This is a genomic window from Acidithiobacillus sp. TH-A35 (genome assembly GCF_057473505.1).
The window spans coordinates 1-8,337 of sequence record NZ_JBYCKR010000065.1; the positions used below are offsets into that span (position 1 = coordinate 1).

At 58.2% G+C, this 8,337-nt stretch carries 8 protein-coding genes; 7 read left to right on the forward strand and 1 reads right to left on the reverse strand.

The annotated features are described in order from the left end of the window. Positions 1–576: MFS transporter (locus AC2VNK_RS02530; protein WP_486882687.1), on the reverse strand; the 576-nt coding region annotated here is incomplete at its 3' end. A 130-nt stretch (positions 577–706) separates the two neighbouring features. Between AC2VNK_RS02530 and xseB the strand changes: the two genes are divergently transcribed. The 7 genes from xseB to AC2VNK_RS02565 form a co-directional block, all read left to right on the forward strand. Next, complete coding sequence (xseB, locus tag AC2VNK_RS02535; protein WP_291508475.1) at positions 707–955, forward strand: exodeoxyribonuclease VII small subunit; 249 nt, start codon at positions 707–709, stop codon at positions 953–955. Then, positions 952–1,872 carry a farnesyl diphosphate synthase gene (locus AC2VNK_RS02540; RefSeq protein ID WP_486882688.1) on the forward strand — a complete coding sequence of 307 codons (921 nt, stop codon included), beginning with the start codon at positions 952–954 and terminating at the stop codon, positions 1,870–1,872. The genes xseB and AC2VNK_RS02540 overlap by 4 nt, the downstream gene beginning before the upstream one ends. Next, positions 1,869–3,743, forward strand: coding sequence for a 1-deoxy-D-xylulose-5-phosphate synthase (dxs, locus tag AC2VNK_RS02545; protein ID WP_486882689.1), 1,875 nt, complete (start codon positions 1,869–1,871; stop codon positions 3,741–3,743). The genes AC2VNK_RS02540 and dxs overlap by 4 nt, the downstream gene beginning before the upstream one ends. A gap of 41 nt (positions 3,744–3,784) precedes the next feature. Next, the gene (folE2, locus tag AC2VNK_RS02550; protein WP_486882690.1) at positions 3,785–4,579 is read left to right on the forward strand and encodes a GTP cyclohydrolase FolE2; all 795 of its coding nucleotides are present in this window, start codon (positions 3,785–3,787) and stop codon (positions 4,577–4,579) included. Between the two features lie 3 nt (positions 4,580–4,582). Beyond that, complete coding sequence (aroC, locus tag AC2VNK_RS02555; RefSeq protein WP_291524272.1) at positions 4,583–5,674, forward strand: chorismate synthase; 1,092 nt, start codon at positions 4,583–4,585, stop codon at positions 5,672–5,674. A 3-nt stretch (positions 5,675–5,677) separates the two neighbouring features. Beyond that, the gene (locus tag AC2VNK_RS02560; RefSeq protein WP_486882691.1) at positions 5,678–6,841 is read left to right on the forward strand and encodes an MFS transporter; all 1,164 of its coding nucleotides are present in this window, start codon (positions 5,678–5,680) and stop codon (positions 6,839–6,841) included. A 40-nt stretch (positions 6,842–6,881) separates the two neighbouring features. Continuing rightward, positions 6,882–8,337 (forward strand): Clp protease N-terminal domain-containing protein (locus tag AC2VNK_RS02565; RefSeq protein ID WP_486882692.1); only part of this gene is annotated, 1,456 nt, incomplete at its 3' end.

Sequence of the window (8,337 nt, forward strand, 5' to 3'; positions counted from 1 at the left end):
CACAAAAGAAAGAATCACGATGGCCAGTAACGCCGCCAGTGAAAACCACGACAGGCTGTGTTGACCGTTAGGCATGACAAAAAAGGCAGCCAGCAATGGACCCACCGCCGAGCCCACATTACCACCCACCTGAAAAATGGACTGCGCCAGCCCATGGCGCCCGCCAGAGGCCATCCGCGCCACCCGCGAGGACTCTGGATGGAACACTGATGAACCCAGGCCCACCAACGCCGCTGCCAATAAGAGCGTTGCATAATTCGGAGCCACGGATAGCAACAATAGCCCGCCAAAGGTAAATAGCATGCCGAAAGGCAATGAGTAAGGCATGGGGTGGCGATCGGTAAAACGCCCTACCAATGGCTGAATGATGGATGCGGTCAACTGATAGGCCAGGGTAATCAACCCGATCTGCGCAAAACTCAAGTCAAAATTACTTTTGAACAACGGATACACCGCCAGCATCAACGACTGAATGCTGTCATTGAGAAAATGCGACACGCTGATAGCGCCGAGCACCTCGAAGCGGGTGACATCGGCGGCTGCGCTCGGAGCACTCCCGACCTTTTGCAGAAACATGGCTGAAGCCTTTAAGATATGGGCGGCACGAAGTTTAGGGTCTGGCGAACGTACCGTCCAGTCTGAATCTTCGTTATCCCTTGCCCCGAGGACTGGGCCTAGTGTTTAATTGGCGAACATGGAAAAACGCATGAACGATAAATCGTCCCCCGTGGAAGCCCCCGCAGACTTCGCAAGCACCTTGGACGCCTTGGAAGAAACCGTTCGCCGCCTGGAAGAGGGGCAGCTGGGTCTGGAAGACTCTGTCGCCCTTTTTCAGCGCGGCATGGAACTGTCCAAGCGTGCCGAGGCGCAGTTGCAAAATGCCCGGCAGACCGTGGAAATATTACTCGGAGAGGACGCGGTCTCCACTCCGCTTACTCAGGAAGAAGACGTATGACCTTGGATGCCGCTGTGAACAATGAAACTTTTGCGCAGTTCCGGACGCGCTCGGTACAGCGCACCGAAAGCGTTCTGGGGACACTGCTGCCTGCGGCGCACATACTGCCCGCGCGTCTGCATGACGCCATGCGTTACAGTACGCTGGGTGGCGGCAAGCGCATCCGTCCCTTGCTGGTGTACGCGACGGGAGCCTGCCTGGGTGTGCCACGGGAGCATCTGGACCGTCCCGCGGCGGCACTGGAGATGATTCATGCCTATTCGCTCGTGCATGACGATCTCCCGGCCATGGATAATGATGACTTGCGCCGGGGTCAGCCTACCTGCCATCGCGCTTATGACGAAGCCACCGCCATTCTCGTGGGCGATGCCTTGCAGACGCAGGCCTTCCTGGCGCTGGCTGAGCCGGGTTGGGGCGTGGCCGCCGAATGGCAGGTGCAGATGCTGGCGACCCTCGCGCAGGCCTCTGGCTCGCGGGGTATGGTAGGTGGGCAGGCCATTGACCTGGCCGCCGTGGGGCATGAATTGGCCTTGCCCGCACTGGAGCAAATGCACCTGCACAAGACAGGCATGCTCATTCGCTGCGCCATACAGTTGGCGCTCTGCGCTGCGGGCATTGGTGAGAAAGATTCCACAGGTGTGGCGCTGCTGCGTTATGCCGATCGTGTCGGTCTGGCTTTTCAGGTACAAGACGATATCCTTGACGAGATTGGCGATTTGCAACAGACCGGAAAAGCGCGGCAAGGCGCGGATCGCAGCCGTAACAAGCCCAGTTTTGTTACCTTGCTCGGGCTTGTCGAGGCGCAAAGCTATGCCCGACGCCTGCTCGACGAGGCTTTGGAGGCCTTGCAGCCCTGGCAAACAGAAGCTGATCACCTCCGCGCCCTGGCGCGCCTCATTGTAGAGCGGAATAAATGAGCGATTTGTTGAAGGGTATTCCCATGCCCGCCGAACTGCGGCAGATGTCACGCAGCGAACAGAAAGGCGTGGCCAAAATGGTGCGCCAGTTTCTCCTGGAGACGGTCAGCCAGACAGGTGGGCACCTCTCTTCCTGTCTGGGGGCGGTGGAACTGACCGTGGCGCTGCACGCCGTATTCAATACTCCAGATGATCGCTTGATCTGGGATGTCGGCCATCAGGCTTATCCCCACAAAATTCTTACGGGCCGTGGTCCGCTTTTTCCCCAGTTACGCATCAAAGACGGTCTCTCCGGTTTCCTCAAGCGCGATGAGAGCCCCTATGACAGTTTTGGCGCCGGTCATTCCAGCACTTCTATCAGTGCCGGATTGGGCATGGCAGTGGCGGCCAAGCTGGGGCATAAATCGCGGGAGGTGGTGGCGATCATTGGCGATGGTGCCATGACGGCAGGTCTCGCCTATGAGGCGCTGAATAACGGCGGCGTTTTGGATGCCGACTTGCTGGTCGTCCTCAATGACAACGAGATGTCCATCTCACCCAATGTGGGCGCGGTATCCCAATATCTGACGCGGATTCTCTCGGGTCGCCTCTATAACACCATGCGCGAAGGGGCGGGGCAGGCCTTGAGTTTCGTACCGCCCTTGCGTGAACTGGCGAGGAAGGCGGAAGAGGGCGTTAAGGGGCTGGTGACGCCGGGGACATTGTTCGAGGAAATGGGATTTCATTATTTCGGTCCTATTGATGGTCACGATCTGGATGCGTTGATCCCGACGCTTGAAAACCTAAAAAAAATCAGGGGGCCACGCCTGCTCCACATCATCACCAAAAAAGGTAAGGGCTACGGTCCCGCTGAGCAGGATCCCTGCGGTTATCACGGAGTGACCCCGTTTAACCGGACGAATGGAAAAATGGCCAAGAAACCCGCCGGGGCGCCGAGCTACACCCAAGTGTTCGGTGATTGGATCTGCGACAAGGGTGCGGCAGAAAAGCATCTGGTCGCTATCACGCCGGCCATGCGCGAGGGCTCCGGGCTAGTGCGCTTTGAACAACTGTTTCCCGAGCGTTATTTTGATGTGGGTATCGCTGAGCAACATGCAGTGACTTTTGCCGCAGGTCTGTCCTGTGACGGCATTCACCCGGTAGTCGCCATCTACTCCACTTTCTTGCAGCGGGCCTATGACCAGCTCCTGCACGATGTCGCCATCCAGAATCTGCCGGTGCTTTTTGCTATTGACCGCGCGGGATTGGTCGGTGCTGACGGGGCTACTCATCAAGGTACTTTTGACATCGCCTATGCGCGCTGCGTTCCTAACGTGGTCATTATGGCTCCCAAAGATGAGCAGGAGATGCGCGATATGCTCAACACGGGCTTTGCTTATCAGGGGCCGGCACTGGTGCGTTATCCGCGCGGTAACGGCCTGGGCTTGGCGCTGGACAAGGATTTGTCACGGCAGATCCCCATCGGCAAGGCGGAGGTCCTGCGGGAAGGTAAGGATCTCGCGATTCTTGCCTTTGGTACGCGGGCTGCGCCAGCCATGGCGGCAGGTGAGACCCTCGACGCTACCGTCGTCAATATGCGTTTCGTCAAGCCGCTGGACACGGAATTACTGACCAGTCTGGCGCAAAGCCATCGGGCATTCTTGACTGTGGAGGAAGGCTCACGCATGGGGGGCGCCGGTAGCGCCGTCGCGGAGTTCCTGCTCAACGAGGGCATCGTGCGGCCCATGCGCTTGCTCGGTTTACCCGACATCTTTATCGAACAGGGCGATGTCGGTCAGTGGCTTGCAGACTTTGGCCTGTATGCCGCAGGAATCGAAAAGTCCGGCAAAGAATTACTGGCATTGCTTGCCCCGTCACCGGCTCGGGCGTAGTATTCGACTAATTCAGTCCACTATTCCCAAGCGAGGGTCCGGTGAGAGATTGCGCGGTAGAAGTCTTAGAAGACGTACAGGGTCGCGCTGACCCACGGGCTATTGCCATCCAGCAGGTGGGTATCCGCGCCGTGCGCCATCCCATGCAGGTTCAGGATCGTGACGGAGCGATGCAGCCCAGCATCGCCCAGTGTAATATGTACGTGAGTCTGCCCGCACACCTGAAGGGCACGCACATGTCACGCTTCATCGAGATCCTCAATACACATGAGGGTCCCTTCAGTGTGGAGGGCTTCGGCGCCGTGGTCGAAGAGATGCGGCAGCGCCTGGAAGCGGATTCAGCGCGGCTGGAGATGCGCTTTCCGTTCTTTGTTCAGAAGGCCGCACCCGTATCCGGCGTCAAGAGCATGCTGGATTATGAGGTGGAACTGGCGGGAGAGATTACCCCGACAGGTTATCACCTGACCATAGGTGTCATGGTGCCCGTAACCAGCCTTTGCCCCTGCTCCAAAAGCATTTCGGAATATGGCGCCCACAACCAGCGTGCCCATGTCTGGGTCCATGTGCGCGCCCGCGAAACGGTCTGGATTAAGGATATCATTGATCTGATCGAAGCGGAGGCATCCTGTCAACTTTACGGCCTGCTGAAGCGCCCCGATGAAAAATATGTCACGGAATACGCTTACGACCATCCCAAGTTTGTGGAAGATCTGGTACGGGACGTCGCGCTGCGACTGCAGGAAGACCCGCGCGTGCAGTGGTTTTCGGTTTCTTCCGAAAACTTCGAGTCGATTCACAATCATTCGTCTTATGCCATGATTGAAATGGAAAAATAACTTATGGCGGGAAGCAGCATCGGCGATTGTTTCCGGGTCAGCACCTTTGGCGAAAGTCATGGCCCAGCCATCGGCTGCATTGTCGATGGCTGCCCGCCGGGCATGCCGCTCAACGAAGTCGATATCCAGATTGAGCTGGATCGCCGCCGCCCCGGTCAGTCACGCCATACCACCCAGCGTCAGGAAGCGGATCAGGTCGAAATTCTCTCCGGTGTCTTTGAGGGTCTGACCACCGGTACACCCATCGGACTGCTGATTCGCAACACGGACCAACGCTCACAGGATTACAGCAAAATCAAGGACCTGTTTCGTCCTGGTCACGCCGATTATACTTACGTGCAAAAGTACGGCCGGCGCGACTATAGGGGGGGCGGCCGCTCCTCGGCGCGGGAAACAGCGACACGGGTCGCTGCCGGGGCTATCGCCCGTAAGTTTTTGCGCGTGCGTCTTGGTGTGAACATACAGGCGTGGATGGCGCAGATGGGTCCCATTCATGCCGAGGATTTTGATGCAGCGGAAGTCTCCCGCAATGACTTCTTCTGTCCTGATGCCCAGGCTGCGATCCGTATGGCCGACTTTCTCGATGTCCTGCGCAAAGAAGGGGACTCCATCGGCGCGCGGGTGGATGCGCTGGTAACCGGCATGCCGGTTGGGCTCGGTGAACCGGTCTTTGATCGTCTGGAGGCAGATATTGCCAAGGCGATGATGAGTATCAATGCAGTTAAGGCGGTCGCCATAGGCGATGGTTTTGCAGTAGTAGAGCAGCGCGGCAGCTATCATGGGGACGCGATAACCCCCACGGGTTTTCAGAGCAATCATGCCGGCGGTGTTTTGGGCGGCATTTCTTCCGGGCAGGATCTCACGCTGTCCGTGGCCATCAAACCGACCTCCAGTATTCGTATCCCGCGGCAAAGCATAGATGTGCATGGTCAGCCCGCTGAAGTGGTCACCACCGGTCGCCATGACCCCTGTGTCGGTATCCGCGCGGTCCCCATCGTCGAGGCCATGCTGGCGCTGGTGATCATGGACCACTGGATGCGTCACCGCGCCCAGAACGCCGACGTGCAGGCACCCCTGCCTCCCATCCCCGCCTAAGTTATGCAGGCAGACCGGGAAGGGGGCTGGCTCGCCACCTTCTATTTCCTGTACTTTTGCGCGCTGGGTGCGTTCATGCCCTACTGGGGTCCGTGGCTGCATGCCCAGGGCCAGAGTCCTCTGGCCATCGGCATCCTCACCGCGGCTGTGCAGTTCAGCAAGGTGCTGGCGCCCAATCTCTGGGGCTGGCTGGCACATTTTTGGGGGAGTCGGCGGATCGTCCCCTGGGCGGCGCTGATTACGGCGGTGGGCTTCCTTGCCCTGTCGCTGGCCCACGGTCACTTTCTGTCCCTATTGCTCATCACTCTGACTTTTTCCTTCTTCTGGGCGGCGACGCTGCCCCTGGTGGACGCTACCACCATGGACTGGGCACAACGCCGTGGCACCGCCTATGGGCGTATTCGACTCTGGGGCTCCCTCGGGTTTATCGCCCTGTCACTGGGCATGGGTGGGCTGATCGCCCGCTGGGGGATGACCGCGTTTTTGCCCGGTATCGCCATTTTTTTGATAGGTGCATGGTGGGCCAGTCGCTATTTGCCCTATGGCACGCTGCCAGCCACCGGTACACCACGCCCCCGTCTCAGCGGCACACTCCGCCATGTGAGCCTCTGGTTTTTCCTGCTGGCGGGCTTGCTGGAGCAGGCCAGTCATGGCGCCTATTACGCGTTTTATTCTATCTATGCGGAACAGCACGGTCTGGGGAGTGCCGCTGTCGGGATGCTGTGGGGATTTGCAGTGCTCTGCGAAGTCGCGTTTTTCTGGTGGGGCGATCGTTTTATCCGGCGCTGGGGTGTGCCACTGGTATTCACCGGCGCGTTTATTCTGACCGCCCTGCGCTGGGGTGTTATCGCCTGGTGGCCGGGACTGATATGGATCATTCTGGTGCAGACCTTGCATGCGGCCAGCTATGGCGCCTTTCATCTAGCGGCCGTACATTGGTTAGCGGACCGCTTTCCCGGCGCTCTGCGCGGGCGCGGCATGGCCCTGTATGCCAGTATCGTTTATGGTTTGGGGGGAGGTCTGGGCGCGCTCGGAGCCGGCTGGACCTGGGCGCAGTGGGGCGGGCAGGGCACCTTCGCCGCAGCAGCACTGCTGGCGCTTTTGGGTGCGGTTTTCCTGATCTGGGCACTACAGCCCGCACCGGCTCTTGAAAAAGGGGCCGGATAATCCCATTTCTTGAGCAATACCAATCTATAGGAGTCACTCCGTGCGCACCGACAAACTGACCACCAAATTTCAACAGGCTTTCCAGGATGCCCAGAGTCTCGCACTGGCCCAGGATCATCAGCAGATGGAGCCCGTCCACTTGCTTGTTGCTTTTCTTGATCAGGAAGGCGGTATCGCCCGGCCACTCCTGTCAAAAGCCGGCGTACGGGTCGATGCCCTACGCAATCAGTTGAACCGCGCGCTGGAGTCCATGCCGAAAGTACAAGGGCATCCGGGCGAGGTGCAGGTGGGCCGCGATCTTACCAACATGCTCAATCTGGCCGACAAGATAGGCCAGAAGCGCGGCGACACGTATATCTCCACCGAACACTTCCTGCTGGCCTTGATGGACGACAAGGGCGAGGCTGGGCGCCTCCTGAAAGAGGCGGGTGCCACCACCAAGGATCTGGAACAGGCCGTCCACGATCTGCACGGCGGGGAAAAAATCAATGATGCCAATGCCGAAGAGCAACGTCAGGCGCTGGAGAAATACACCATCGACTACACCGAGCGGGCCAGTCAGGGCAAGCTGGACCCGGTGATTGGCCGTGACGACGAAATCCGCCGGACCATTCAGGTATTGCTGCGGCGCAGCAAAAATAATCCGGTCTTAATCGGCGAGCCGGGGGTGGGCAAGACGGCTATCGTCGAAGGACTGGCTCTGCGCTTGATTAATGGCGAAGTGCCGGAATCACTGAGGGACAAACGCTTGCTCGGTCTGGATTTGGGAGCCCTGATTGCGGGTGCCAAGTTTCGCGGTGAGTTCGAGGAACGTCTGAAGTCTTTATTGAATGACTTGGAGAAGAGTGAGGGTAAAATCATTCTTTTTATTGATGAAATTCATACACTGGTGGGGGCTGGCAAGGCCGAGGGCTCCATGGACGCAGGCAACATGCTCAAGCCGGCGCTGGCACGCGGCGAGTTACATTGCATTGGTGCTACCACACTGGATGAATATCGTAAATACATTGAAAAGGATGCGGCGCTGGAACGGCGTTTCCAGCGGGTACTGGTGGATGAACCCAGTGTAGAAGACACCATCGCCATTTTGCGTGGCCTGAAAGAGCGCTATGAAGCCCATCATGGGGTGCGCATTACCGATCCCGCATTGGTTGCCGCAGCACAGCTTTCACATCGCTATATCACCGACCGTAATCTGCCTGACAAAGCCATAGATCTGATGGACGAGGCGGCCTCCCGCATCAAGATGGAAATCGACTCCAAACCTCAGGAACTGGATGAACTGGAGCGCCGCATCATTCAATTGAACATTGAGCGCGTGGCACTGGAGAAGGAGAAGGATGAAGCCAGCCGTAAGCGTCTGGATATCCTGCAGACCCAAATCAACGAGTCAGATCGCAAATATCAGGAGCTGGAAGAGGTTTGGAAAGGCGAAAAGTTGGCCATCGAAGGCACCTCACAGATTCAGAAAGAACTCGACCGAAAGCGCGTTGAAC